Source organism: Xanthomonas sp. NCPPB 2586 (assembly GCF_041475775.2).
Classification (GTDB): Bacteria; Pseudomonadota; Gammaproteobacteria; order Xanthomonadales; family Xanthomonadaceae; genus Xanthomonas; species Xanthomonas campestris.
The window spans coordinates 592,008-617,944 of sequence record NZ_CM192981.1; the positions used below are offsets into that span (position 1 = coordinate 592,008).

Genomic DNA, 25,937 nt, shown 5'->3' on the forward strand with positions numbered 1-25,937 from the left:
CAATTCCCGAATCCCGAATCCCGAATCCCGAATCCCGAATCCCGAATCCCACAAAAGCGCTAGCGCCCGCTTCAACGCCGACCCGCAGCAGCGCCGGTGATAGACTCCGCGCCGTCGCTGCGGGACGTTCCCGCGCCAGGCCTGTTGCCGTCCATGCCGCTCGTTCGTGCCCGCCATCTCTGGCTGTTGCTCGCTCCCGCCGCGCTTGCGGCGGCGTGGTGGCAGGCGCGTCCGCAAACAGCGGGCGTCGCGCCCGCGGCCGTCGTGGAGACCGCGGCTGCGCACGTCGCACCCACAGCCGGCCAGCCGCACGCGGTGCCCGAGCGCAGCGCTGCGTTGCAGCTGGCGCGCGGCACCGCAGGCGAGCCGCCGCAGGATCTCTACCGCTACGCGCAGCAACTGCAGCAACAAGTGCGCGCCGGTGATGCGCAGGCCGGTTGGCGCTTGAGCCGGGTCTACGACTACTGCGCCCCCTATGCGGTGAGCCCGGCTGGCTACGCGGCCGACAGCGCCTGGATCGCCAGCCAACCCGCGCCCGGCGTGGCCGCCATGCACGCCGCACGCGAACGCGTGGCGCAGCGCTGCGCCGGCTTTGCGCCCAGCGACGGGCTGAGCCCGCGCGTGGTGGCCCAGCAACGTCAGGCCGCTGCGCGTGCCGGCAGCCTCGCTGCGGAAGCGGCCATGCTTGCGTTGGGCGAACCCTTGCAGACCACGCCCGGCTACAAGCGCGCGCTGGTTCAGCGCGTGCTGGCCTCGCGCGACCCGGAAGCGTATCTGGCGCTGGCGCCGGCGATGGGCGCGCGCGCCAGTGGCGATGACAGCCTGGACGGCTATGTGGCGGGCGATCAGTTCGCCGAGCTGGCCTGGCAGGTCGCCGCCTGCAGGCTGGGTCTGGATTGCAGCGCGCAAAGCACGCTGGTCACCAGTTATTGCGCCAACGCGGGCATCTGCTCGCGCGATAGCGCACAGGATTTCGTGTCGTTCGTATTCGATGCCGCGGTGCCGCGGCAGGGAGCAGACAAGGTGGATGAGATGGTCGATACACTCGTAACGCGGTCGGAGACACAGTCATGAACTATCGTCGGTTGGCGCACGGCGCCAAGTTCTGGTTCTGGGTGGCGCTGTTCGTGGCGTATTCGGCCGCAGCGGTGGGCATCGTGATGATCGACACCGCCGATCACCGCTACCAGCCGCTGTCGGTCAAGCGCATCACTGTCGGTGCCGACGCGCAGCTGCGCCAGCACGGCGCCAGCCAGGTGGCCGCGGTGTATCGCGCCAGCAGCGGCATGCCGTTCGCCTCGCTGCCGGCCGGCGCCACGTTCCAGGTGGTGTGGCCGGATGGCTCCACCGAAACCATGACCGTGGTCGACCCATCCTCGCCCAGCGGCGCGGTGCCGGTACCCGGCAGCCAGCAACCGGCAGCAAAGCGCCGTTGAGTGCCGCGGATGTGCAGTGATGCGCGATTGCGCGTGCGAGCGGCCAATGGCCGCGCACGCGATGCGCTCCACACGTCGAAGCCGGTCACACAGTTTTGCGCGCAGGTGTAACGCGCAGATCGTTCGCCACGCAGCACTGATGCATGGCCGCGCACGCGATGCGCTCCACACGTCGAAGCCGGTCACACAGTTTTGCGCGCAGGTGTAACGCGCAGATCGTTCGCCACGCAGCACTGATGCATGGTCGCGCACGCGAAGCGCTCCATGCGATGAAGCCGGTCACGCAGTTCGGCGCGCAAGCATGACGCGCAGGTGGTTCGCCACGCAGTACTGACGCATGGCCACGCACGCGATGCGCTCCATGCGATGAAGCCGGTCACGCAGTTCGGCGCGCAGGCGTGACGCGTAGGTGGTTCGCCACGCAGTACTGACGCATGGCCACGCACGCGAAGCGCTCCATGCGATGAAGCCGGTCGCACGGTTCGGCGCATAGACGTGACGCGTAAGTCGTTCGCCAGATAACACGCTGGCGCAATGCCGCGGCCCTGTAGTTTGAACACTACGCTCCCAGCGCACACGTAGACACGAAAAAGGCGGGTTTCCCCGCCTTTTTCTTGGCCAGCGCTACTGCGATCAGACCAGCGCGATCGACTTGTTCTTGCGTTCGGCCAGTCGCTTTTCCAGGTAGTGGATGTTCTGCCCACCGGCCTGGAAGCCCTTGTCGCGCATGATGCGCTGCTGCAGCGGGATGTTGGTCTTGATGCCGTCCACCACCATCTCGCTCAGCGCCACGCGCATGCGCGCGATCGCGGTCTCGCGGTCCGGGCCGTGCACGATCAGCTTGCCGATCATCGAGTCGTAGTTCGGCGGCACCTTGTAGCCGGCATAGATGTGCGTATCCACGCGCACGCCCGGGCCACCCGGCGGATGGAAGGCGGTGATCAGGCCCGGGTTGGGCATGAAGGTTTCCGGGTCTTCGGCGTTGATGCGGCACTCGATCGCATGCCCGCGCAGCACGATGTCGCTCTGCTTGATGCTCAGCTTGTGGCCGGCGGCGATGCGCAGCTGCTCGCACACCAGGTCGATGCCGGTGATGCGCTCGGTCACCGGGTGTTCCACCTGGATACGCGTGTTCATTTCGATGAAGTAGAACCGGCCGCCTTCGAACAGGAATTCGAAGGTGCCCGCGCCGCGGTAACCGATGCGGATGCACGCATCCACGCAGACCTTGCCGATCTCAGCGCGCAGTTCTTCGCTGATGCCCGGTGCCGGCGCTTCTTCCACCACTTTCTGGTGACGGCGCTGCATCGAGCAATCGCGCTCGCCCAGATGGATGGCGTTGCCCTGGCCATCGGCAAGCACCTGGATTTCCACATGGCGTGGGTTCTCCAGGAACTTCTCCATGTAGACCTGATCGTTGCTGAAAGCGGCCTTTGCTTCGGACTTGGTGGTTTCGATCGCCGCCTTCAGCGCGGCCTCCGAATGCACCACGCGCATGCCGCGTCCACCACCGCCACCGGCGGCCTTGATGATCACCGGGTAGCCGATTTCGCGCGCGATCTTGGTGTTGGCCACGATCTCATCGCCCAGCGGGCCGCCCGAGCCGGGCACGCACGGTACGCCGGCGGCCTTCATCGCGCGGATCGCCTCGACCTTGTCGCCCATCAGGCGGATGGTGTCGGCCTTGGGGCCGATGAAGATGAAGCCGGATTCTTCCACCCGCTCGGCAAAATCGGCGTTTTCCGAGAGAAACCCGTAGCCGGGGTGGATGGCCTGCGCGTCGGTGACCTCGGCCGCGGCGATCAGCGCCGGGATGTTGAGGTAACTGTCGCTGGACGCGGCCGGGCCGATACACACCGACTCGTCGGCCATGGCCACGTGCTTGAGGTTACGGTCGACCGTGGAGTGCACCGCGACCGTGCGGATGCCGAGCGTGTGGCACGCGCGCAGGATGCGCAGCGCGATTTCACCTCGGTTGGCAATGACGACTTTATCGAGCATGGGAATAGGGAGTCGGGAATGGGGAATGGGTAGATGCGGGCATCAGGCGGCTCCACGTCTGCGTAGGGCGTTCATCAGTGCAGTGAGCTTGGCGAACACCAGGTCGACCTGACGGCGGACGCTCTGGTCATCTTCACTGCGGCTGTAACCCAGTCGGGCGGCGATCTGGACTTGCGTGTCCAGTTCGGAAAGCGATCCACGTGCGATGGATAGAAAACGGGAGTAATCGGGAGTGGAGCGTCGTGCCGCACCTTCGGCGATGTTCGACGGGATGCTGACGGCTGCGCGGCGCAATTGCGCAGTCAGGCCGTAACGCTCCTGGTCGGGAAATACCTCGGTCAGTCGGTAGATCATTTCGACGAGCTCCATGGAATCACGCCAGGCGTCCAGACGTTCGTGAGGCCGCTGTGCCGATTCCCGATTCTCCACTCCCGATTCCCGGCAAATCAGCCAATCACAAACAGCGGCTGATCGAACTCCACCGGCTGGCCGGTGTCGCTGAGGACGGCGACGATGGTGCCGGAGATGTCGGCTTCGATCGGGTTGAACATCTTCATCGCTTCGATGATCGCCAGCGTCTCGCCGGCCTTGACCTGCTGGCCGACGGTGACGAAGGCCGGCTTGTCGGGCGAGGGCGAGGTGTAGAACGTGCCCACCATCGGCGCGCGCAGCACGTGGCCTTCCGGCAAGGCGGCGCCCTGCTTGGCGCCACCGGTGGAGGCTTCGGTGGGCGACTGCATCGGCATGGTGGCCGCCGGTGCGGGCGCGGCGGGGGCCGGCGCGTACTGCTGCATCGGGGCGCTCATCACCTGGGTGCCCTTGGGCACGCGGGCCAGACGCACGCTTTCTTCGCCTTCCTTGATCTCGATTTCGGCGAGATTGGATTCTTCGAGCAGGTCGATCAGTTTCTTGATTTTGCGGAGATCCATAAGGGCCTCTTGAGGTGAATCGGTGGAGAGTGCCGGCGGGTGCCGGCGGAATGGGGTGGGGTGTGGCGCGAAGTGCGTGTCAGCTGTCGCGCTCCAGGCGCGCGATCACCGCTTCCAGCGCCAGCCGGTAGCTGTCGGCGCCGAAGCCGCAGATCACGCCGGCGGCCTTGTCGCTCAGATAGCTGTGGTGCCGGAACGGCTCACGGGTGTGCGGGTTGGACAGATGGATTTCCACGAACGGCAGGCCGACACCCAGCAGCGCATCGCGCAGCGACACCGAGGTGTGGGTGAAGGCGGCCGGGTTGATCAGGATGAAGGCGGTGCCGTCTTCGCGCGCGGCGTGGATGCGCTCCACCAGCACGTGCTCGGCATTGGACTGCAGGCAGTCCAGCGTGTGCCCGGCCGCCTGCGCACGGTCCACCAGCGCCGCATCGATCTGCGCCAGCGTGGTGCGCCCGTAGACCTCCGGCTCGCGGGTGCCGAGCAGGTTGAGGTTGGGGCCGTGCAACAGCAGCAGGTGGGCCATGACATCCGGAAGAGCGGAAAGGCCGGAAGTCTGCGCGATGCAGGCGATGCTGTCCAGATGGGCGAAGTTATCGATGTTTTAAACAATCGTTTGATTCTCGCGCCGTCCCGCGCCAGGCGTGGATTGGCGGGCTGCGCCGCGCACGAAGCGCTGGTGCATAGCGTGCTGGAGCGGGCGCGTTGCAGTTCGCTACGCGCATGTGGCCTCAGCCGCAGCACCGAGGCCGCACCTGGAGTATCCAGTCTTCCGTGTCGGCGAACCGTGCGAATACGCGCAGATTGCCGGCCGATGGCAGCAGCGCATCTGTGGGTATTCAAGCGCGTTGCCGACCGAATTGGCGCCACAGATCGCGCCTGCCAGCTGTTGGCAGTCCAGGCGCTGAAGCGATGACCTCCAAACACGCGCAGTGCGAGCGCGCTGGGGCAGCGTTTCGCGACCCGATGGCAGCACGCGTCAGGGCGGGAGAATCAAATCTGTTGCCGACCCGCGTCAGCGTGCGCCACAGACCGCGCGTGCCAGTTCTGGGTGGCCCAGCCATGCGCACGAAGCGATGGCATTCCGGGGGTGCCCCGTGCGAGCGCGTTGGCTGCGGTGCGTTTGCTTGAAGCCTGAGCGCGCTGCGCGCTGCGGGCAGCAGCGCATCACCCAGCGCGCAAATTACTGCGCAATGGCAGCAATGCAGATGCGGGGTGTTCAAACACGCGTGGCCGACCGAAGTTGCGCGGCAGACCGCGCCGCCAACTGGCGGCCGCTCACACGTGATGACGCCATTGCCCTCAGCCGGTCACCGGAACACGCCATGCCAGCGCACCGCGGCAGTCAGTACTGCTTGGCCGAGGCCTCAGCGCGCCGCGCGCAGCAACGCATCCTCGGTGATGGCGCCGGTGAGCACGGTGGGCAGCACCGCCGGCGGTGCGCCGGGGCCGTAGACCACGTACAGCGGCACGCCGACCGCCTGGTGCTGGTCGAGGAAGGCGCTGATCTTCGGGTCGACGTTGGTCCAGTCGCCCTTCATGTAGACCGCATCCACGCGGCGCAACGCGTCGCGGAAGTCGGTGCTGCTCAGCACGTTCTTTTCGTTGGCCTTGCAGGTCACGCACCAGTCGGCGGTCATGTTGACGAACACCACGCGGTTGTCTGCGCGCAGGCGGTCCAGCAACTCGGGGGTGTAGGTGACGCTGCCTTCGGTGGCGGTGGCACGCGGCAGGCTGAGGCGGGTGACCGCCACCACCGGCACGATCGCCAGCACCAGCATCGCCGCGGCCAGGCCCATGCCCAGGCGATGGCTGTTCCAGCGGCTGCGTTCGAACCACCACAGGCCCAGCGCCAGCAAGGTGGCGCCGACCAGCATCAGCGCCAGCGCATCCACGCCACGCTGCTTGCCCAGCACCCACAGCAGCCAGATCGCGGTGAGGTACATCGGGAAGGCCAGCACCTGCTTGAGCGTCTCCATCCAGGCGCCGGGCGTGGGCAGCCGCCGCGCCAGCGAGGGGATGAAGCCGATCAGCAGGAACGGCAGCGCCAGGCCCAGGCCCAGGGTCAGGAATACCAGCATCGCCAGCGGTGCCGGCGCGGTGAACGCATACGCCAGCGCGGTGCCCATGAACGGTGCAATGCACGGGCTGGCGACCACGCAGGCCAGCACGCCGGTGAAGAAGTCGCCCAGCGGCCCATTGCGCGCGGCCAGCGATTGGCCGATGCCGCCCAGGTTGCTGCCCAGCGTGAACACGCCCGACAGGCTCAGGCCCACCGCGAACATCAGGTAGGCCAACGCGGCCACGAACCACGGCTGCTGCAGCTGGAAGCCCCAGCCGGCAGCCTGGCCGGCAGCGCGCAGGCCGATCACCAGCCCGCCGATCGCAGCGAAGGACACCAGCACACCCAACGAATACCAGATGGCATGGCTGCGCGCGTGGTTGCGGCTCTCGCCGCTGTGGGCCAGGCCCAGCACCTTCAGCGACAGGATCGGCAGCACGCAGGGCATCAGGTTCAACACCAGCCCGCCGGCCAGCGCCAGCAGCAGGATGGCAAGCAGGTTGCGCTCCAGGTGCGGCGGGCGGCTGCGCTCCGGGTTGCCGGCCGTCGCATCGGGGCCGGGTGCGGCATCCGCAGGCGCCGGTGGCGCGGCGCGCTCGGCGGCCACTTCACCGGCCGACAGCGGCGAGATCAGCAGCGGCGTGGCAGTGGCCTGGTTGTGCGGCGACACCGTGCCGGCCGGCAGGTCCAGGCGCACGCGCCGGGTCATCGGCGGGTAGCAGATGCCGTCGGACTGGCAGCCCTGGAAGGTGGCCACCAGCGTCACGCGGGCCTGATCGGGGCGGTCGCGCAGCAGCGGCAGGGTGACTTCGGCCTGGTCGAAATACACCACCACATCGCCGAAGTGCTCGTCGCGGTGGGTGCGGCCCTGCGGCCACCGCGGCAGGCCGGTGCGGATGTCGCTGGTGCCTTCCAGCGACAGCGAGGTGCGGTCGCGGTAGAGGTAGTAGCCGGGGGCCGGGGTGAAACGCAGCAGCAGGCTGTTGCCGTCGCCGACGATCGCCTCGAAGTTGAAGGCCTGGTCGGCCGGCAGCGGCAGGGCGTCCACGCCAGCGGTCTGGCCGGGCGCGCCGAACAACCGTGCGCCACTGGGGCCGCGCGGCACCAGCGCGCCCAGGCTTTCGCGCGGCGGAGCGGCGGTTGGCGCGTCGGGCAGGTCCACGCGCAGTTCGCGGCGTTGCGGCGGGTAGCACACGCCGGCATCGGCGCAGCCCTGGTATTGCACCTGCAGGATCGCGCTGCGCTGGCCGGGCGCGGCCTTGCCGGCCAGGCTGGCCTGCAGCGCGGTGCGGTAGGTCTGCACCTGGCCGAAGAATTCGTCGTGCTTGCTCTCGCCTTCAGGCAGATCCAGCGCACCGGCAGTGAAGCCCTGGCCGGACTTGACGCTGATGCGATGCCGGTACAGGTAGTAACCCGGGGCGATCTTCCAGGTCAGCGCGATGCGGTCACGCCCGTCGGCCTTGGCGCTCAGTGCGAAGGCCTGGTCCACCGGCAGCAGGTCTGCCTCCGTAACCGCCTGCGCCGCTGGCGCGGTCAGCAGCAGCGGCAAGGCGACGAACAGGGGCGCGACCAGTACGGCGCAGCGGGCGATCCAGCGGGACAGGGACTTCATGAACGTCAGGATTCCTTGCGGGTTTCGGCACGCACCCAGTCCAGATAGGCCGGCAGGCCGGCGCTGGCCTGCACGGCAATGGCTTCGGGTACGTCGTAGGGATGCAGCGCCTGCAGCCGCGCGATGGCGTCAGGCAGGCGGTCTTCCCAGGTCTTGATCAGCAACTGCACTTCGTTGGATTGCTCGATGGCCCCGTTCCAGTGGTACAGCGAGCGTGCGCCGGGCAGTTGGGTGACGCAGGCGGCCAGCCGTTCCTCCAGCAGTGCCCGCGCGATGCGATCGGCGCTTTGGGCATCCGGGCAGGTGCTGAACAACAAATGGAGGGAGGAGGCGCTCATCAGACACGGCAGTGTAATCCCCCAATTGCGGGGGATCGACCGCGCCTTCCGGCACGGCGCCGCCGCTTCGTGCGCGATCGGGGCTTGATTCAGGATAGGGACGCCCGGGCGGTGGCAGGTCGGTAGTGGAGCGGGGCGATGTGGGGCCGTGTGCACGCGACCTGGGGTCCTGGCTGGGCAACCGGGGATCGATGCTTCATCGGACGCCAGGGCATTGTCGGCCCGACGGTCAGCGCGGCGATGCCGGCTAGGGCGCAACTCAGGCAGCGCATACATTCGGTCATCTGCCCAAAGCAGGGCGTTGCGCTGCTGGCGAGACCTGGCCCTTTTGGTCAGGCCGTCGAGGGAGATTGCGTGTGGATGGGCGCGTGTTTTGGTGTGCCGCAGACCAGGCCGCCGCCGCTGTGCTCAACAAACGATGACAAGGCGGGTTGCGTCGCCCAGCAAAAACACCATTGCACTTGGAACCGGCGACATGACCCCAACCGGCGCCACGCCAGGCACGCCGCCGCCGATGTTCCAGTGAGGCGCGCCCGGCGGAACCCTGGCCGCCGGGCGCACACCGCACCGGCCCGACGCAGTGGGCGCCAGGCCGGGATGGATCAGTTGGCCAGCTGGCAGCTGGCCGGCTTGGCCGAGGTGAACAGGCTGGAGGTGGCCCATTCCGGGTGATCCACAAACGGGTTGCGGTTGCCCTGGAAGCTGAAAACCACTTGGTTGCGAGCGCGTTCGGCGTCGTCCGGCGGGTCGGCCTGGTGCCAGGCCAGCAGCGTGGACAGCAGGCCCATGTAGGCCGGCGAGGCCGAGGTCTGCACGATCCGGCTGCGATCGTCGGTGAGCTCCAGGTCCGGCTCGGACTGCCCGGTGGCCGCGTCAGTGCCGCCTTCATAGCGGATCGCCATGTACATCACCGCGCGCGCCATGTCGCCCTTGCGCCGGCCCCACACCTCGAAGGTGCCGCCGTTGCCGTCGGGGGTGCGCACCCAGTTGGAATTGCCCGGGTAACGCCCGCTGCCACCGCCGCTGCCGTCGTTGACCTCGGTCACCCGCTCGCCGCAGCTGCTGGTGCAGGCGGCATAGGGCTTGTTGCCGCGGTCGGCATTGAAAGTGGTGTCGGTGAGATACAGCATGTGGGTATCGGTGTAGGGCGCGTACGGCAGGCCGCGGTCGCCGGTGGCGCTGCCGAAACCCAGCGAGTTGGGCCAGGTGTGCTCGCGGTTGTAGGTGAGCCCGCTGCCGGTGCCGGCCCGGTCACTGACCTTGGCGTAGCTACGGTTGCGATAGGCGTCCAGGATCCGCCCGCTGTTGTTGGGGTCCTCGTCGGCCATCTCCAGGATGGTCCAGGTGCTGGTGCCGGTGCCGCTGTAGGGGTAGACCGTGTGGCCGCGGATGGTGGCGTTGAGCGAGCAGCGCAGCTGGCTGGGGCTGGTGGTGTTCACGCGCGAGTAGTAGCCGGTGCCGCCGCCGCTGGCCGTGGCTACGGTGAAGGCGATCGACTGATTGCCGGCGGGGCTCAGCCCGCTGGCATCGCGGATGGCGCTGGCGGTGATGGCCAGGGTGCAGCGTTCGCCGCCGACCAGGGCGGTATTGGTGGACAGGGTGAAGCGGGTGCCAGTCGTCGGGTAGCTCAGCGCCACCGTGCCGGAGCTGGCGCAGCTCAGCGCGAACGCGCCGCTGCTCAACGTGACCGCCTCGCTGAAGCCCACGGCCAGGTCGCCCGCCGCCGGGAAACCGGTGGCGCCCTGGGTGGGCGTGGTGCTGGTGATGGTGGGTGCGCCGGTGGTGCCGCCACCGCCACTGCCGTTGAAGGTCTGGCCGCGGTTGCAGGCGCCGAAGGTCTGCGCCGACGAACCGGCCGAGCTGAAGTTGGCCGCGCTGCTGCCGGTGCCAGTCAATTGCAGCGAGCTGCCGACCGCGCTGCTGTTGCTCTCGCTCACCGGCAGGTTCTGGCTGGTGACGCCGGCGGCCGGGCCACCGCTGCCGGTGATGGCGCCTTCGTAGCTGAGGAACTGCACCAGTTGCCCGCTCGGGTCCACCAATGCCACGCCGTCGTTGGGGCCGTTCTGCACGCCGTTGCTGGCGTAGCTGACCGTGGCGATGCGCACCTGGCTGCCGCAGCTGACCACGCTGCCGGCCGGTACCGCCGTGTTGGCGTAGCTCACCGCCGCGCTGGGCGCGCTGCCGTTGTAGAGATAGATGCGGTAGCCGCTCAGCGACTCGCCGGCGGTGGCCACCACTTCCACGCCTTCGCCGCTGTCGCCGGAGGCGCCCGCGTCGTCGTAGTGCACTTCGTTGATGAACACCGCCGCGTGCGCGGAGGGAGCGGCCAGCGCCACGGCGCAGGCCAGGGGGAGCGCACAGCGCAGGGACACAACTCGGGACGGCAACCTCATCGACAGCTCCTTGTGATCGGGGAATGCGGTCCCGACTGTAGAACCAACGCATGACAATCGTTGGTACCTGGTTCCATTTCGTTACCGCGCATGGGTGCGTCAGCGAAAAAATTTTGCGCCTGGCCCTTGAAAGCCGCGCGCCCAGCACAATCTCTGGCCCGCACCCGCTTTGTCGGGTTTTTTCCGCGCGCTGTGCTGGCAGTCGTCACATGCGAGTGCTAACATCGCCGATAATTTCCAGACCAATCAATCACTTAAGAGGGTCTTTCTCTATGAGCATCAAGCCGCTTCACGACCGCGTTGTAGTCAAGCCGATCGAAGCCGACGAAGTTTCCGCCGGCGGCATCGTGATCCCGGATTCCGCCAAGGAAAAGTCCACCAAGGGTGAAGTCGTCGCCATCGGCGCCGGCAAGCCCCTGGACAACGGCAGCCTGCGCGCGCCGGTGGTCAAGGTTGGCGACAAGGTCATCTACGGCCAGTACGCCGGCAGCAGCTACAAGTCCGAAGGCGTCGAGTACAAGGTGCTGCGCGAAGACGACATCCTGGCGGTCATCGACTGATCAGGCGCTATGCGCTGGGAATCGGGAGTAGGGAATCGGGAATCGGTAGAGCAGCCAACGCCCTCGCCATCCCACCCAGCCCCGATATCCGCCTTTGATTGACCGATTCCCCATTCCCCATTCCCAATTTCCGGAGTTTCAACTAATGGCTGCTAAAGACATTCGTTTCGGTGAAGATGCGCGTACCCGTATGGTGCGTGGCGTCAACGTTCTCGCCAATGCCGTGAAGGCAACCCTGGGCCCGAAGGGCCGCAACGTCGTGCTCGAGAAGAGCTTCGGCGCGCCGACCATCACCAAGGACGGCGTCTCCGTCGCCAAGGAAATCGAACTGGCTGACAAGTTCGAGAACATGGGCGCGCAGATGGTCAAGGAAGTCGCTTCCAAGACCAATGACAACGCTGGCGACGGCACCACCACCGCCACCGTGCTGGCCCAGGCCCTGATCCGCGAAGGCGCCAAGGCTGTGGCCGCCGGCATGAACCCGATGGATCTGAAGCGCGGTATCGACCAGGCCGTCAAGGCCGCCGTCATCGAGCTGAAGAACATCTCCAAGCCCACCACCGACGACAAGGCAATTGCCCAGGTCGGCACCATCTCGGCCAACTCGGACGAATCGATCGGCAACATCATTGCCGAAGCGATGCAGAAGGTCGGCAAGGAAGGCGTGATCACCGTTGAAGAAGGCTCGGGCCTGGAAAACGAGCTGGACGTGGTCGAGGGCATGCAGTTCGATCGCGGCTACCTCTCCCCGTACTTCATCAACAACCAGCAGAGCCAGTCGGCCGATCTGGACGACCCGTTCATCCTGCTGCATGACAAGAAGATCTCCAACGTGCGTGACCTGCTGCCCGTGCTGGAAGGCGTGGCCAAGGCCGGCAAGCCGCTGCTGATCGTCGCTGAAGAAGTCGAGGGCGAAGCCCTGGCGACGCTGGTGGTCAACACCATCCGCGGCATCGTCAAGGTCGTGGCCGTCAAGGCACCGGGCTTCGGCGACCGTCGCAAGGCGATGCTGGAAGACATGGCCGTGTTGACCGGCGGCACCGTGATCTCCGAGGAAGTGGGTCTGGCGCTGGAGAAGGCCACCATCAAGGACCTGGGCCGCGCGAAGAAGGTGCAGGTCTCCAAGGAGAACACCACCATCATCGACGGCGCCGGCGATTCGGCCACGATCGAAGCCCGCGTTGGCCAGATTAAGACCCAGATCGAAGACACCTCGTCCGATTACGACCGCGAGAAGCTGCAGGAACGCGTGGCCAAGCTGGCCGGTGGCGTTGCAGTGATCAAGGTCGGCGCTTCGACCGAAATCGAAATGAAGGAAAAGAAGGCCCGCGTCGAAGACGCCCTGCACGCCACCCGTGCAGCCGTCGAAGAAGGTGTGGTCCCGGGCGGCGGTGTGGCCCTGGTGCGTGCGCTGGTGGCCGTCGGTAACCTGACCGGTGCCAACGAAGACCAGACCCACGGCATCCAGATCGCCCTGCGCGCCATGGAAGCCCCGCTGCGCGAAATCGTGGCCAATGCCGGCGAAGAGCCGTCCGTGATCCTGAACAAGGTCAAGGAAGGCACCGGCAACTACGGTTACAACGCGGCCAACGGCGAGTTCGGCGACATGGTCGAGTTCGGCATCCTGGACCCGACCAAGGTCACCCGTTCGGCGCTGCAGAACGCAGCTTCGATCGCCGGCCTGATGATCACCACCGAAGCCATGGTGGCCGATGCCCCGAAGAAGGACGAGCCGGCAATGCCGGGCGGCGGTGGCGGCATGGGCGGCATGGGCGGTATGGATTTCTGATCCAGCCCCACCGGTTGTTGCCTCAAAAAAGGACCCCGCCGAAAGGCGGGGTTTTTTGTCACAACACGTTTGCGTAGATGTGCGCGCGCGTGTTGGCGAAGTTTTGCTTCACTCGGCATACTCTGACGAGAGTTTCGACGTATTTTCATAAAGGCATTCTCCATGTCCACTCTGCCAGCGCCATCGAGCGGCGGTGTCTATCCCAGTGGTCAGCCTGGGTCGCATCGGTACTCACATCACCAGGGCAAGTTCTTCGCTCATTGGTTGACGTTGCGTAGTCGTGACGAATCGGCAGTTGCACGTGCCTTGTCTGCTGCGCGCGTCGATATGAACCCGCATCAGGTGGATGCCGCTTTATTCGCGCTCAAATCGCCTGTGGAGGCGGGCGTGTTGCTTGCCGACGAGGTTGGACTCGGCAAGACCATCGAGGCCGGCCTGGTGCTGGCCCAGCATTGGGCACAACGTCGCCGCCGTCTGCTGTTGATCGTCCCTGCAACGCTGCGCAAGCAGTGGACACAGGAGCTCGAAGAGAAGTTTCAACTACCGTCCGTCATTCTCGAGAGCAAATCGTTCAATGCTTTTCGTCAGCTCGACGTAAGCAATCCTTTTCAGATCGAAGACGCGATCATCGTGACGTCCTATGAGTTTGCCGCAAGCAAGCAAAAAGAGCTCGCTGCGGTCAGCTGGGATCTGGTCGTGCTGGATGAGGCACACAAGCTGCGCAACTTGTACAAGGGCAAGAGTGCGTCAAAGCGTGCTGTCGCCTTGAACGAAGCGCTGCGTGGCAGGCGAAAGGTCCTGCTGACCGCCACGCCGTTCCAGAATTCGTTGATGGAGTTGTATGGGCTAGTGTCCTTCATCAGCGACGAGTTCTTTGGTAGTCAGAAGGCGTTTCAGATGCAGTACGCCTCAGGTCGGAGCTCCGAAGCTCGTCTTAACGACCTGAGGCATCGGCTCAAGCCGATTTGCCACCGTACCTTGCGTCGTCAGGTCCAGGCCGAAGGTGGCATTAATTTCACCAAGCGCTTTTCCATCACTCAGGACTTCACGCCTTCCGACGAGGAGCTTGAGCTCTACGACAAGGTTTCGGCTTACCTGCAGGATCCTTCCATCCTTGCCATCAAGCCGACAGCCCGGCATCTGGTGACATTGGTGGTACGCAAGATTCTCGCCTCCTCGACGTTCGCCATCGCCGATACGCTCGAGACGATCATCGGTCGACTCGAGTCCAACCAGGCGCTCACTGCCAAGCAGATCGAAGATTTCGAGACCGTCGACGAACTCAGTGATGAGCTGGATTCCGATGGAATGGAAAGGCAGGGCGATGCGCCGGATAGCGATGCCTTGCAGGCAGAGCTGTTCTGCCGCGCGCAGGAAATCGATCGTCTGCGCGGTTACCGTGACCTGGCCAAGCAGATTCAAAGCAATCGCAAGGGCGACGCGCTATTACTGGTCCTCGGGCGAGCGCTTGCGATGGCCGAAAAGCTCGGCGGGCAACGTAAGGCAGTGATCTTTACCGAGTCGCGGCGCACACAGGAGTACTTGCGTGTCCTGCTCGAAGAACATGGCTATGCCGGACGAACCGTCCTGCTCAATGGAAGCAACGACGACGTCGATTCCAGGCAGCTGTATGCCGACTGGCTGGAGCGTCACGCCGGCTCTACGCTTGTTTCAGGTTCCAGGACGGCAGACATGAAGGCCGCAGTGGTCGAAGCTTTTCGCGATCATCGTGATGTTCTCATCACAACCGAAGCAGGCGGCGAGGGCATCAACCTGCAATTCTGCTCGTTATTGGTCAACTACGATCTGCCATGGAATCCGCAGCGTGTGGAGCAGCGGATCGGGCGTATCCATCGCTATGGTCAGAAGAGCGATGTGGTCGTGGTGAATTTCGTCAATCGCAAGAATCGTGCGGATCAATTGGTGTTTGAGCTCCTGGAAAAGAAGTTCAAATTGTTTGACGGTGTATTTGGTGCCAGCGATGAGATATTGGGTGCGATCGAATCCGGTGTGGACATCGAGCAGCGGATCCTGCGCATCTATCAGAACTGTCGCGACGCCGCGCAGATCGAGTCGGAGTTCGCTACCTTGCAGGCTGAGCTGGACGAGAGCATCGGCCGGCGCGAGGAAAGTGCGCGGCGCATGCTGCTGGAGCATTTTGACGAGGATGTCGTACGCAACTTGCGCTCACGTCGCGCAGGCATGCTTCATAAGATCAATCAGTATGAAAGTCAGTTTCTACACCTGATCGCTGCCGAACGTCCTAAAGCGCGCATCAGCGACAAGCTGGTTAAACTGGAGGAAGGCGATTACGCCGTCAGCTGGCCGCCGGCCGAAGAAGCCAACGCCGGGCTGTTGAGGCCGGACAAGGGGTTGGGGGAAAGGCTTTGCCGCCAGGCCAAAGAACGTCCGACTCTACCTGGTACGCTTCATTTCGATTACGCCGCTGTGGATGCGCAGCGTGCCGATGTGCGCCAGTGGCTGGGAAGCAGAGGGCAGCTGCGTGTAGCGTTGGTCACCATCCAGACCGCGGAGGAAGTGCTGGAAGAGCTGGTGTGCAGTGCGCTGTGCAGTGATGGGCGTGTCGTGCCCGACGAGACCGCTGCGCGTCTGATGGAAATTCCTGCCCGCTTTGTACCACGGCACCGCGTCGCCGAAGATCGTGCGCTTCCCGCTTTTGAAGCGGCAGTTGAGCGCGTGCTGGCAGAGGCAAACAAGCGTAACGAGAGTTGGTTTTTGCAGGAGTCCGAGCGCCTTGATCGTTGGGGCGAGGATCAAAGACTATTGCTGCAGCAGAGTATCGACGAATTCGACCTGCAGGTGCGCGATGCCAAACGCACCTTGCGTCAGCTCGAGACCCTGGAGCAGAAAGCCCAGCTCAAACGCGAGATCAAGCGGATCGAGCAGCAGCGTGATGATGCCATGCTGGATTTTTTTGAAGGTAGAAAGCGCATCGAGCGTAGCCAGGACGTGATGCTGGAGCGGGTCGAAAATGCGTTGCGCACGCAGCACACCGTACAGGTGCTGTTTGATGTGGAGTGGACCTTGGAGCATCCCGAACCATGAGTAATTCACGTGAATTGGGGGATTTGCTCGAGCAGATTCGGCTGGGCGAAGACTCGCAGCTGGAATTCAAGCGCGTCGTGTTCGAAAACGACAAAATCAAAGGCCCGAACGGGGATAGCCTTAGCCAGGAAATCGCGGCATTCGCTAATGCCATCGGTGGGCGCCTGATCCTGGGTGTGGACGACAAGACCCGCGACGTGGTCGGGATTCCATTGGATCGATTGGACGCGGTCAGCATCTGGCTCGAGAACTGCGTGCATGACCGCATCAAGCCCGAGCCCACCATCTATTTGCGGCGCAGGCTGGTCCCTGATCGCTCCGGTACCGAGCATGCCGTTTTGGTGATCGATATACCGCGTTCGCTCTATGTCCATCTCGCCCCAGGTGGTTATTTCCGCCGTCAGGGCAGTTCCAAGCACGAACTGCCGCCAAACGAATTGTTGCGTCTCATGCAGTCGCGGCAGCGCGCCGGAACTCTGGGGTTCGATGAGATGCCCGTGCTGGGCTGTACGCAGGCGAACTTTGATGCTGCGCTGTACGGTCGCTTTCTCGGCACAACCGATGAACCTGAGGAACTGCGCCTACGCAAGCTGAAGCTGCTGGTTCCGGGAGAGCCTGGCGAGGAGTGGGCCAGCGTCGCAGGCGTCTTGATGGCGACGGCCACGCCAAGCGATTGGCTGCCGCAGGCCTATGTGCAGTGCGTGCACTATGCCGGTACCGAGAAGACTGCCCAGGAGCAACTGGATGCGCAGGATATCCAGGGTCCGCTGGATCAGCAGATTCGTCAGGCTGCCGCCTTCGTACTGCGAGGCATGCGCACTGCGGCACGCAAGAATTTGGGCCGGATCGACGTGCCCCAGTTCGATCCAGAGGCTGTATTCGAGGCCATCGCCAACGCCGGTGCGCATCGCGACTACTCGATCAGCGGGGCGCCTGTGCAGGTGCATCTGTTCACCGACCGGCTGGAGATCACCTCGCCCGGCGCGTTGCCTAACTCCCAATCGGTGGAGTCGATCGCCCTGCGCACCGCCACCCGCAATGAACTGTTGACCAACCTACTGGCGCGTTGTCCGGTCGAGATGGAAGGCGTCGGCCGGAGCCGCGTGATGGAGAAGCGTGGCGAGGGCGTGCCGCAGATACTTAATCGCAGCGAGCGCCTATCTGGGCATCGGCCAAAGTTCGAGTTGCTGGGTGAAAATGCATTACGTGTGACGTTGTACGCAGCCGATCCTGAAACGAGCCCGCTATTGAACGAAGCCGGTAGAGGCAGTGTGGGCCTCCCCCATGCGGGCTTTGCCCGCGACGATGGCTGAAGAATTGATCTACTGCTGATAGAAGTAGGTGGAGTCGCTAGCTCTCGTACCAAGAGCTATCCCTGCGGCCATAGGCAGGTATAAGTTGAAATACGAAACAACTGACACAAAAGCCAAGGAGAGCCGATATGACAGACTTCCCAGGAGCGCGCTGGTGGCGTTGCGATTTCCACAATCACACGCCAGCATCCAGCGACTACCGCGGCAACACCGCATACTCGGATCGTGATTGGCTTCTGGACTACATGCGTGCCGGAATCGACTGCGTTGCGATAACCGATCACAATTGTGGCGACCGCATTGACGCGTTGCGCGGCGCTTTGGCCGTTCTTGCCGCCCAACAGCCGGCTGATCCAGCTTATCGCCCATTGGTACTTTTGCCCGGCGTAGAAATTACTACTTCTGAAGGTCTGCACCTACTGGCGATCTTCGACGAGGCTGAGCCTGCGGGCACCATCAATCGTGTATTGATCCGCATCGATTGCCCGAAGCTTGGGAAGAATCACGACAAGCAGTGCGGCAAGAATGCATTAGACACGATCGAGGCAATTCGGAAGGAAGGGGGAATTGTTGTCGCCGCCCATGTAGACAGCAACAACGGTCTGTACGAGACACAGGCGACCAGTTCCGCCAGTGGTGTGCTGTGTTATAAAACACGCTTGAAATCAAGAACACTCGTCCAGATCCTGCCCGGAATAGATGCGGCCCAAGTGGTGAACGAATGCAACCCCGCAATCGCTGGCTATCTGCCTGCGCTACGCGAGCGCGTCGCCATTGTCGCTGGTTCGGATGCGCACATGCCTGCTGAAGCTGGTTCGGCTAGCACCTGGGTCAAGATGAGTCGTCCTAGCTTGCGGGCATTGCGCATGGCGCTGGTTGATCATAAAGGCAGCGTCCAGCGTTTCGATTCAACACTGCCGAACCCTAACCGCACACCGCCACTGTGGCTGAGCGGTCTTAGTGCTGGCCCGCTGCAGCTGCGCCAGAATCCGCAGCAGGGTCAGCTAAACGTCGAGTTCAACCCATGGTTCAACAGCATCATCGGTGGACGTGGCACTGGTAAGTCGTCGTTGGTGGAACTGCTGAGAATCGTGCTTCGTCGAGATGGCGATCTGGCAGGCGAGCGTAGTGGTCCACTAGCGCAGATCCATGATGTCTTCAAGAATTTCGCGCTTGCCAATGACAAGGACGGCCGTGGCGCCCTGCGTTCCGATACCAAGATCCGGGTCAAACTGAATAAGGATGGACAAGCGATGGCCGTGGCATGGGACAAGCGTTCCGGCCTGACAACGATCGAAGAACATACTGGTAGCGACTGGTCGCCGGTACCGGAACAAATTGATGACGACTATGTGCGCAATCGCTTCCCGGTGACGGTACTGAGCCAGAAGCAGATCTATGCGCTTGCTGAACAGCGCGGCTACCTACTCGAGTTGCTCGACCGGCAACCGCAGGTTGACAAAGCACAATGGCAGCGTCGATTCGACGCGATGCGCCAACGCTTCCTTGGCCTTCGTGCACAAGCGCGGCAACTGGCGCCCGACTTGAGCCAGCGGCCTGCGCTTGAAGCCGAACTGCGTGACACCGAGCGCAAGCTCAAAGCGCTGGAACTGTCGCACCATGCAAGCAGCTTGCAGGCCTATCAGCGTGCGCGGCGCCAACTGAGCGCGCAGCAGAACCTGCTCGCGCAGTGGCAGAGCGACCTCGAAAGCATGCGACCAGTGGTTGAGGATTCCGACCTGTTTCGGCGCATCGAGTTCGAAGGATTCGATCAGGCCACTGGCGATGAAGCCGAGTTCATAGGATTGGTCGAGCAGGTTGAGTCGGAGCTACGCGGCCACTACGAGCAGATTCGGACTGCCGTGTCGCAGATCGAGGCTACCCTGGCGACGACACCTGCCCGTTTCGCCGCCTTACGCTTGCAGGTTGCGATTACGCAAGCGCAGGCCGACTATCAGGCGCTGCTGGAGAGACTGAAGTCTCAGGGAGTGGAATCGCCCGATCAATACGCGGCACTGGTCGCCCGGAGGGACGAACTGCAGAAGGAGCTAAAGCGTCTGGATGCAGGTCTTCAGGAACAGGCAGGCTACATACAGCAAGCAGAGCAGGTGCTTGAGGAATTGACGCAGCTGCGCCATGAGATTAGCGAAAGCCGGAAAGATTTCATCACAGAGATCAACCAGCGGGCAGGGAATAGAATTCGTCTGAGTCTGTCGCGTTTCGGTACGCCGGAAATTGCCGAAACTCGCTTCCGTGAGTTGATCAAACAACCCACAGCGTTCGCCGAGGATATATACGAAGTGCTGGAGGGCGGCGCCAGACGCGGTGTGCTGCACCGGTTGTTCAGCGCATCTGTCGCGGACTTCGAGAACGAGCTCTCTGCTTTGAAGAAAGAGATCCTACGCATGCGGCAGGAACCTGCCAAGCATGAGGACCTGCTCGGCGAAAAAGTTAACAAACGACTACGAACGCACATCGAAACCAGACTTGGTGAGCTGGAGATTGATGAATTGCTGACGTGGTTTCCGGATGACGGTCTCGATCTTATGTTCACGCAGAGCGGAAAATCGCGATCAGTGGACGGAGCTTCCGCAGGCCAGAAAAGCGCTGCTGTGTTGTCTCTACTGCTGGCGTTTGGCGGAGAGCCGTTGATCGTGGATCAGCCTGAAGACGATCTGGACAACGCAATGGTGATGGATCTGGTCGTCAGCCAGATACGCGCCAACAAGACGCATCGGCAGTTGATCGTTGTTACCCATAATCCAAATGTGGTGGTCAACGGGGACGCTGAATGGGTAATACCAATGCATTTCCATAAAGGTCAAATCGATGTGGATGCGACTGGCTTGGGTGCAGTATCTGAACTTGGCACCCGCAAGGCGATCTGCACGATCATGGAAGGCGGTGAAAACGCGCTACGCATGCGTTACAAGAAGATCTTGGAAAATATCGCATAGAAGTTTCAACCTGCACGTAATTCTAAAGAGAACACCGATGCGTCGTCTGACCGCTCAGGATTTCCACCCCGGTCTGCTTGCGCTGTACGACGGGTACGTGCACGGCAAACTCAGTCGGCGCGATTTTCTCGATCGCGCCGCTGCGTTCGCGGTGGCCGGGTTGAGTGCGGCGGCGATCCTGGAATCGCTGAGCCCCAACTACGCGCTCGCCACGCAGGTGGAGTTCACCGACCCGGACATCGTGGCCGAGTACATCACCTATCCCTCGCCCAACGGCCATGGCCAGGTGCGCGGCTATCTGGTGCGTCCGGCCAAGGTCACCGGTGCGGTGCCCGGCGTGGTGGTGGCGCACGAAAACCGTGGTTTGAATCCGTATATCGAAGACGTGGCGCGGCGCGTGGCCAAAGCGGGTTTCGTCGCGTTGGCACCGGATGGCCTGAGTTCGGTCGGTGGGTATCCGGCAACGACGAAAAGGGGCGCGCGCTGCAGGCGCAGGTCGACCCGACCAAGCTGATGAACGACTTCTTCGCCGCAGTGGAATTTTTGATGAGCCGCGAACGCACCACCGGCAAGGTCGGCATCACCGGCTTCTGCTATGGCGGCGGCGTGGCTAATGCGGCGGCGGTGGCGTATCCCGAGCTTGCAGCGGCGGTGCCGTTCTATGGCCGTCAGCCCACCGATGCCGAGGTCGCCCGCATCCGCGCGCCCCTGCTGCTGCATTACGCCGCGCAAGACGAGCGCGTCAATGCCGGCTGGCCCGCGTATGAGGCCGCGCTCAAGGCGCAGCACACCGTCTATCAGGCCTATGTGTATCCGGGCACCAATCACGGCTTTCATAACGATTCCACACCGCGTTACGACAAGGCGGCCGCGACGTTGACCTGGGATCGCACCATCGAATGGTTTCGGCGACACCGTGTGAGTGGGTCGGTGCGGTCGTGGTGGTGTCGCCGCTTGCGCGCCATTGGCGCGCAAGCCTCAGTGCGTCCTGACGCTAGCCCTGGCCGGGGCGCGCAGCGGGGTCGGGATGATCGCGTGTGGCGAAGTGCTCGTGTTGGCTGTTGCAGCACACAAAAGACCCCGCCTTTCGGCGGGGTCTTTTGTGTGCACACCACTACTGCGCAGGCGGGTGCTGGCAGCCCATTGCCGTTGCTTGCAATGTCAGGGCGAACCCGCTGTGCGCAGTGTTGCGTCATCGCTGAGTGGGTACGGTTGCGTAATCGCTTCCGGTTCCGGGGAGGCGGTCTGTACCGCGACCTCGGCGGCCTCGTCCGCCTCGGTGACTTCGGAGATTTCGGTGATCGTGACGCTATTGCCGGGCTTGGTCTCCGCACCCGCTCCCGCGCCCTTAATCACGTGCACGGCGCTATCTGCAACTATCTGCGCGTAATTCTGCGCCTGTTCCGGCGACAGACTTGCCACATACTTCGCCGTGTCTTGTACGGTCTGGATCAGCTCTTCGGGCGAGGACGGCATGCAGGTTGCGAGCGGGGTCCCATCGGGTCCCTTGAACACCCGCATGACCTGACGCCCGCCCCAGTTCATCGCCAGTTCCGCGCCGCGCGCCATCGGGCCAGGCATCGTCATCGACATCAGCGACATGATCGCGCCAGCGTAGTAGGGCGATGCCGACGATGCTTCGATCAGACTCTTGTCTGCGAACGTCTTGGACAGTTTTTCCACACCCAGCGCCAGCGCCATGACCATGCTGCCGGAGCACATGGCCTTGAAGCGCTCCATCGTGTCCTGGCGGGTCGCGTGCTTGTTCAACGCCGACTGCATCATCACGGTCGTCACCACGGCCGTGTCGGCCAGCAGGTCCACCGTGCCGATCCGATCCGGCTGGATCAGGTAGACGGTCAGCCCCGTTACGCCGGCAGCCAGCAATGCCAATGCCAATTTGGAAGAGAAATCCTGGTTGGTCAGTTGGCGCGGGATGGTGGCTGGCTGGTCCTGGTCGACTTGCAGCGCAGTGCTCAGGCGCTTGGTGCACTGATCGAGCGTCTCCAGCAGATGCGTGCATTGCGCATTGAGCGTGCGGGTGAGTTCGTGCCCTGTGCCGGGTTCGGTGAAGTCTCGGCGCGCTTTTCGAAAAGCGTCGCGGCCAAGCTCCAGAGCGGCGCAGATCTCGTTGAGTTGCGTGCGCAGTTCCTGGCTGATCTGTCCGGGCGTCAGGCGCGCACGCAACCGCTGAGCCTGCGTCTGAAGGCCGGCACGGTCCGCGATACCCGCGCCCAGGTGGGAGACGCCATGCTGCATTCGATTGCCGAGCGCGTTGAGGCTGTTCCAGAGAAAGGGCGTCAGCACCATCGCTGTGCAGGCCGTGGATGCGGCCGCGGCAAATCCCAGGTTGTTTTCCACCGCTTCGGCCTGCTGTCGCATGGACGGGTTGCCGAATTTCTTTGGCAGTTCGGTGGCGAGAAACAATCCGTTGAGCAGGATGGCGTAGAAATGCATTTCGTTGGCTTCGCGCCCCAGCTGACCGCCCATCAGCGGGAACGGAAGCCCATCGGCGGTGGGGCGCAGCGCCGATGCCGATAGACTCATCACGCCCTTGGTTGCTGCAGCAATGGAATAGGCAAAAGTCTTGGCTTGGTTGGCGAGCAGCGGGCTGGGCACTACCAGGGGCCAGAGATTGACCAGATTGGCCAGCGACTTCAGCGCCCTCCCTGCTGCAGGTGTCCCATGCTCCAGCGGCTGCAGCGCATTTTCCACGGCTTCGGCGTCGTTGAGCAATTGCCGACAAAAGCGTGTTTCCAGACCGGTTGCAGATTTGATGGTGTCGCGCAGGTGCGTGATCTGCTCGCGGTGCGCGGCCAGGCTGTGCGGCGCGACCTGTTCCGGATCGGTGTGGCGCGCCATTTGCAGAAATGCGCGATCGTCTGCATGCATCTGCAGCATGGTGCGCAGATCCGCCAGCGACCAGAGATTGGAAGCGGCGTTTCTTAGCGTCCCGGAGAGTTGCAGCGCCCCCTCGGTTAAGCCGGAGCCTACTTTGCGAAGTAGAGAACCTGGCGCAGGCGTTGTAGGCGGCGTGGTCTGCCCGGTGTTGACCTGGTGCTGTACCGCACCGGTATCGACGCTGGACGTGTGCATTTCGGCGATCTCGGTATCGGAGCGATCGGCAGGCGAAGAAGGCCGGCTCGGGCGCCGGGCTAGCGCGCTCAAGCTTGGGTCTACCTGGGCCGACGCATCGCTGGGGGACGGCTGCGATGTCGCCGGTGCTGGCTCCTGCTGGAGTTTGCCACTTGCTCCGTCGGCTGCCGCCGCTAGGTTTATTGGCTTGACGTCCATAGAAGATTCCTTAGTTTGAGAAATGATGCGTGTCGATCAGACGCGGTGGAGTCCTAGGGCGACCGACATGCATGTCGCGACATCGGCGCGCGGCTGGTGCTATTGGCTTGGCCGCGATTGCCGGGGCGGGACCTTCCGCGCGGGGCCCTCAGCCGGAGCCGGTCCGCGCTCCCGGCCTATGTTCGCGGGGCGGGTTGGCTGTCATCGATCTCGGTGATGGTGACGCTGCTGCTGGGCCTGGTCTGCGCCTGCGCGCCGGCGTCCTCGATCACCTGCAGGGCGATTTCGCCGACTCGCTGCGCGTACTCCTGTGCCTGGTCCGGCGACAGGCTTTGCACATATCTGGCCCTGTCTTCCACGTTCTGGATGAGCTCTTCGGGCGAGGACGGCATGCAGGTTGCCAGCGGGGTGCCATCCGGTCCGGTAAATAGGCGCTTAAGTCTGCCTCCTGCGACGTTCATCCCCAACTCCGCACCGCGTGCGATCGGGCCCGGCATCGTTACCGCCATCAGCGACATGACGGCGCCGGCATAGAACTGCGCATTGGGCGAGGACTCGATCAGGCTATTGTCGGCGAACGTCTTGGACAATTTCTCTGCGCCCAGCGCAAGCGCGATGACCATGCTGCCGCCGCACATGCCCTTGAAACGTTCCATTGCGTCCTGCCGGGTGGCTTGCTTGTTCCATACCGATTGCGCCATCACGGCCGTGACGATGCAGGTGTCGCTTAGCAGATTGATCGTGCCCAACCGATCCGGTTGGATAAGGTAGATCGTCGAGCCGGTCACCGCAGTGGCCAGTATCATCAGTGCCACCTTGGAGGAGACATCCTGGTTGCGTAGCTCACGCGGCAGACTCTGCGTCTGGTTGCCATCCAGATGCAGCACGCTGGCGAGTCGTTTGCTGCACATGTCCAAGGTTTCCAGCAGGTGTGTGCATTGTGCATTCACCGTCCTGGTGAGTTCCTGCCCTCCATCCTGATGGACGAAGCTGCTGCGGGCCTGCCGGAAGGCGCTGCAGGCGGCGTCCAGTTGTTCGCGGATTTCCTGCAACTGCAAGCGCACCTCTTGATTGATCCGGGCAGGCGTCAGGCGGGCACGAAGTTCCTGCGCCTGGTTGTTCAGTCCCGCTGCCTGTGCTGCGGCCGCGCCCAGGCGCGCCGTGTTGTTCAGCATCGTGTTGCCGAGTTTGCTGAGGCTGCTCCACAGAAATGGGGTCAACATAATTGCCGTGAAGCTCACTGAAATGCCTGCGGCATATCCCACACTTTGGCTGACCGCCTCGGCGTTTTTGCGCAACGCCTGATCGCCGAATTTCTTTGGAAGTTCGGTGGTGAGGAACAGTGTGTTGATCAGCACGTTGTAGAGATGCATTTCGTTCGCGTCGCGCCCTAGCTGGCCTCCGGCGAATGGAAACGGCAAGCCGTCGGCGCTGGGTCGCAACGCCGAGGCCGACATCGCAAGCACGCCCTTAGTGGCCGTGGACATCGTGAAGGCGAAGGTTTTTGCTTGCTTGCCCATCAGCGGGCTGGGAACCACGACCGGCCAGAAATTGATAAGATTGATGATCGACTTCAATACACGTGAGGTGGCCGGTGTGGCGTGGTCGAGCGGCTGCAGGGCGTTCATTACCGCCTTGATGTCGCCCAGCAACTGCTTACCCTGATGTGTTTCCAGCCCTTCTGTATTTTTGATGAGCTCGCCGAGCTCCTCCATTTGCTGTCTACAAGACGCCAAGGTGTGTTGCGTGGCCTGTTCCGGATCGCTGCCGCGCAGGATCGCCAGAAATGCGGGATCGTTTGCGTGCATCTGCAGCATCGTGCGCAGGTCGGAGAGCGACCACAGATCGGACGCGGCTCGCGATACAGCGGTGGATGCGTGGCGGACGCCGTTTGCCAGCGCGGACTTCGCGTGCGCGGCAATATTGGCTGCAGCGGATGTGCCAGACGAAGAGTTTGACCGGCTGAGCGGGACAAGTGCCGATAGCGCCGGGTTGACCTGGGAGTATGTCGGTGATGCGGCAGGTTGCAGTTCCACGATACCTTCATCGCGCTCGCGTGCGTTCTGCAACTCGGTTTGCGAGGACGGGCCTGCCGACTGCGCTTTCTTGATCTCCATCGGATATCTCCGTTCGGTGGGGACACCAAATCGCGGTGTTTGGTGTTCTTTCATAATCCATGCGCGAGCA

Annotated in this window: 17 protein-coding genes and 1 pseudogene; 9 read left to right on the plus strand and 9 right to left on the minus strand. The window is 63.4% G+C overall.

All coding sequences use genetic code 11. The features are described from left to right. Positions 1-153 precede the first annotated feature (153 nt). Both ACCQ09_RS02595 and ACCQ09_RS02600 read left to right on the plus strand, forming a co-directional pair. Complete coding sequence (locus ACCQ09_RS02595; protein WP_011035762.1) at positions 154-1,074, plus strand: hypothetical protein; 921 nt, start codon at positions 154-156, stop codon at positions 1,072-1,074. Continuing rightward, the gene (locus tag ACCQ09_RS02600; RefSeq protein ID WP_011035763.1) at positions 1,071-1,436 is read left to right on the plus strand and encodes a hypothetical protein; all 366 of its coding nucleotides are present in this window, start codon (positions 1,071-1,073) and stop codon (positions 1,434-1,436) included. The genes ACCQ09_RS02595 and ACCQ09_RS02600 overlap by 4 nt, the downstream gene beginning before the upstream one ends. Before the next feature lie 633 nt (positions 1,437-2,069). Here ACCQ09_RS02600 and accC read toward each other — a convergent pair. The 7 genes from accC to ACCQ09_RS02635 form a co-directional block, all read right to left on the minus strand. Then, entirely contained in the window at positions 2,070-3,437 is a 1,368-nt protein-coding gene (gene accC / locus ACCQ09_RS02605) for an acetyl-CoA carboxylase biotin carboxylase subunit (RefSeq protein ID WP_040940515.1), read from the minus strand. Between the two features lie 42 nt (positions 3,438-3,479). After that, positions 3,480-3,806 carry a four helix bundle protein gene (locus tag ACCQ09_RS02610; RefSeq protein WP_194734332.1) on the minus strand — a complete coding sequence of 109 codons (327 nt, stop codon included), beginning with the start codon at positions 3,804-3,806 and terminating at the stop codon, positions 3,480-3,482. Between the two features lie 77 nt (positions 3,807-3,883). Beyond that, complete coding sequence (accB, locus tag ACCQ09_RS02615) at positions 3,884-4,366, minus strand: acetyl-CoA carboxylase biotin carboxyl carrier protein (RefSeq protein WP_011035766.1); 483 nt, start codon at positions 4,364-4,366, stop codon at positions 3,884-3,886. A gap of 79 nt (positions 4,367-4,445) precedes the next feature. Next, complete coding sequence (gene aroQ, locus ACCQ09_RS02620; RefSeq protein ID WP_011035767.1) at positions 4,446-4,892, minus strand: type II 3-dehydroquinate dehydratase; 447 nt, start codon at positions 4,890-4,892, stop codon at positions 4,446-4,448. Between the two features lie 841 nt (positions 4,893-5,733). Beyond that, on the minus strand, positions 5,734-8,040 hold the full coding sequence (locus tag ACCQ09_RS02625) for a protein-disulfide reductase DsbD family protein (protein WP_040940516.1): 2,307 nt from the start codon (positions 8,038-8,040) through the stop codon (positions 5,734-5,736). Positions 8,041-8,045: 5 nt separating this feature from the next. Then, on the minus strand, positions 8,046-8,378 hold the full coding sequence (cutA, locus tag ACCQ09_RS02630; protein ID WP_040940517.1) for a divalent-cation tolerance protein CutA: 333 nt from the start codon (positions 8,376-8,378) through the stop codon (positions 8,046-8,048). A 602-nt stretch (positions 8,379-8,980) separates the two neighbouring features. After that, on the minus strand, positions 8,981-10,771 hold the full coding sequence (locus tag ACCQ09_RS02635) for an endonuclease (RefSeq protein ID WP_040940518.1): 1,791 nt from the start codon (positions 10,769-10,771) through the stop codon (positions 8,981-8,983). 272 nt (positions 10,772-11,043) lie between these two features. Here ACCQ09_RS02635 and ACCQ09_RS02640 point away from each other — a divergent pair, with 272 nt between their 5' ends. From ACCQ09_RS02640 to ACCQ09_RS02670, 7 genes and pseudogenes are all read left to right on the plus strand, one after another. After that, positions 11,044-11,331, plus strand: a complete 288-nt coding sequence (locus ACCQ09_RS02640; RefSeq protein ID WP_040940519.1) for a co-chaperone GroES — start codon at positions 11,044-11,046, stop codon at positions 11,329-11,331. Between the two features lie 145 nt (positions 11,332-11,476). Beyond that, complete coding sequence (groL, locus tag ACCQ09_RS02645) at positions 11,477-13,120, plus strand: chaperonin GroEL (RefSeq protein ID WP_040940520.1); 1,644 nt, start codon at positions 11,477-11,479, stop codon at positions 13,118-13,120. Positions 13,121-13,282: 162 nt separating this feature from the next. Beyond that, positions 13,283-16,186 carry an SNF2-related protein gene (locus ACCQ09_RS02650; protein WP_011035772.1) on the plus strand — a complete coding sequence of 968 codons (2,904 nt, stop codon included), beginning with the start codon at positions 13,283-13,285 and terminating at the stop codon, positions 16,184-16,186. After that, positions 16,183-17,499, plus strand: coding sequence for an ATP-binding protein (locus ACCQ09_RS02655; RefSeq protein ID WP_011035773.1), 1,317 nt, complete (start codon positions 16,183-16,185; stop codon positions 17,497-17,499). The genes ACCQ09_RS02650 and ACCQ09_RS02655 overlap by 4 nt, the downstream gene beginning before the upstream one ends. A gap of 128 nt (positions 17,500-17,627) precedes the next feature. Next, positions 17,628-20,456 (plus strand): TrlF family AAA-like ATPase, encoded by a 2,829-nt coding sequence (locus ACCQ09_RS02660; RefSeq protein ID WP_227971971.1) that lies wholly within the window; start codon positions 17,628-17,630, stop codon positions 20,454-20,456. A 37-nt stretch (positions 20,457-20,493) separates the two neighbouring features. Further along, positions 20,494-20,970 carry a dienelactone hydrolase family protein gene (locus tag ACCQ09_RS02665; RefSeq protein ID WP_011035775.1) on the plus strand — a complete coding sequence of 159 codons (477 nt, stop codon included), beginning with the start codon at positions 20,494-20,496 and terminating at the stop codon, positions 20,968-20,970. Continuing rightward, positions 20,970-21,311: pseudogene (locus ACCQ09_RS02670) on the plus strand (dienelactone hydrolase family protein); the annotation flags it as partial. The gene ACCQ09_RS02665 and the pseudogene ACCQ09_RS02670, both read left to right, overlap by 1 nt. A gap of 306 nt (positions 21,312-21,617) precedes the next feature. Here ACCQ09_RS02670 and xopX (ACCQ09_RS02675) read toward each other — a convergent pair. Both xopX (ACCQ09_RS02675) and xopX (ACCQ09_RS02680) read right to left on the minus strand, forming a co-directional pair. Further along, a complete protein-coding gene (xopX, locus tag ACCQ09_RS02675) occupies positions 21,618-23,750 on the minus strand; it encodes a XopX family type III secretion system effector (RefSeq protein ID WP_012437228.1) in 2,133 nt (710 codons plus the stop codon). A gap of 176 nt (positions 23,751-23,926) precedes the next feature. Next, a complete protein-coding gene (xopX, locus tag ACCQ09_RS02680; protein ID WP_040940523.1) occupies positions 23,927-25,867 on the minus strand; it encodes a XopX family type III secretion system effector in 1,941 nt (646 codons plus the stop codon). Between the last annotated feature and the right edge of the window lie 70 nt (positions 25,868-25,937).